Source organism: Pseudomonas sp. P65(2024), from assembly GCF_057480955.1.
The window spans coordinates 1-1660 of record NZ_JBLIYX010000040.1 but is presented as its reverse complement, the minus strand read 5'-3'; the positions used below and the strand labels follow the sequence as shown (position 1 = coordinate 1660).

General features: G+C 50.1%; 1 rRNA gene. It reads left to right on the top strand.

The features are described from left to right. Positions 1-166: 166 nt before the first annotated feature. Positions 167-1660 (top strand): 23S ribosomal RNA (locus AC25MA_RS25765); the annotation flags it as partial.

The window sequence follows — 1660 nt, the reverse complement described above, 5'->3', positions numbered from 1 at the left end:
ATCGTTCTTTAAAAATTCGGATATGTGATAGATAGACTGAATGCCAGTTTCACTGCTGGTTATTCAGGCTAAGGTAAAATTTGTGAGTTCTGCTCAGCAATGAGCAACATGCGAATTTTCGGCGAATGTCGTCTTCACAGTATAACCAGATTGCTTGGGGTTATATGGTCAAGTGAAGAAGCGCATACGGTGGATGCCTTGGCAGTCAGAGGCGATGAAAGACGTGGTAGCCTGCGATAAGCTTTGGGGAGTCGGCAAACAGACTGTGATCCAGAGATCTCTGAATGGGGGAACCCAGCCAGCATAAGCTGGTTATCTTGTACTGAATACATAGGTGCAAGAGGCGAACCAGGGGAACTGAAACATCTAAGTACCCTGAGGAAAAGAAATCAACCGAGATTCCCTTAGTAGTGGCGAGCGAACGGGGACCAGCCCTTAAGCTGGTTTGAGATTAGTGGAACGCTCTGGAAAGTGCGGCCATAGTGGGTGATAGCCCCGTACACGAAAATCTCTTGCCAGTGAAATCGAGTAGGACGGAGCACGAGAAACTTTGTCTGAACATGGGGGGACCATCCTCCAAGGCTAAATACTACTGACTGACCGATAGTGAACCAGTACCGTGAGGGAAAGGCGAAAAGAACCCCGGAGAGGGGAGTGAAATAGAACCTGAAACCGTATGCGTACAAGCAGTGGGAGCCTACTTTGTTAGGTGACTGCGTACCTTTTGTATAATGGGTCAGCGACTTATATTCAGTGGCGAGCTTAACCGAATAGGGGAGGCGTAGCGAAAGCGAGTCTTAATAGGGCGCTTTAGTCGCTGGGTATAGACCCGAAACCGGGCGATCTATCCATGGGCAGGTTGAAGGTTAGGTAACACTGACTGGAGGACCGAACCGACTACCGTTGAAAAGTTAGCGGATGACCTGTGGATCGGAGTGAAAGGCTAATCAAGCTCGGAGATAGCTGGTTCTCCTCGAAAGCTATTTAGGTAGCGCCTCATGTATCACTGTAGGGGGTAGAGCACTGTTTCGGCTAGGGGGTCATCCCGACTTACCAAACCGATGCAAACTCCGAATACCTACAAGTGCCGAGCATGGGAGACACACGGCGGGTGCTAACGTCCGTCGTGAAAAGGGAAACAACCCAGACCGTCAGCTAAGGTCCCAAAGTCATGGTTAAGTGGGAAACGATGTGGGAAGGCTTAGACAGCTAGGAGGTTGGCTTAGAAGCAGCCACCCTTTAAAGAAAGCGTAATAGCTCACTAGTCGAGTCGGCCTGCGCGGAAGATGTAACGGGGCTCAAACCATGCACCGAAGCTACGGGTGTCATCTTTGATGACGCGGTAGAGGAGCGTTCTGTAAGCCTGTGAAGGTGAGTTGAGAAGCTTGCTGGAGGTATCAGAAGTGCGAATGCTGACATGAGTAACGACAATGCGAGTGAAAAACTCGCACGCCGAAAGACCAAGGTTTCCTGCGCAACGTTAATCGACGCAGGGTTAGTCGGTCCCTAAGGCGAGGCTGAAAAGCGTAGTCGATGGAAAACAGGTTAATATTCCTGTACTTCCAGTTATTGCGATGGAGGGACGGAGAAGGCTAGGCCAGCTTGGCGTTGGTTGTCCAAGTTTAAGGTGGTAGGCTGAGATCTTAGGCAAATCCGGGAT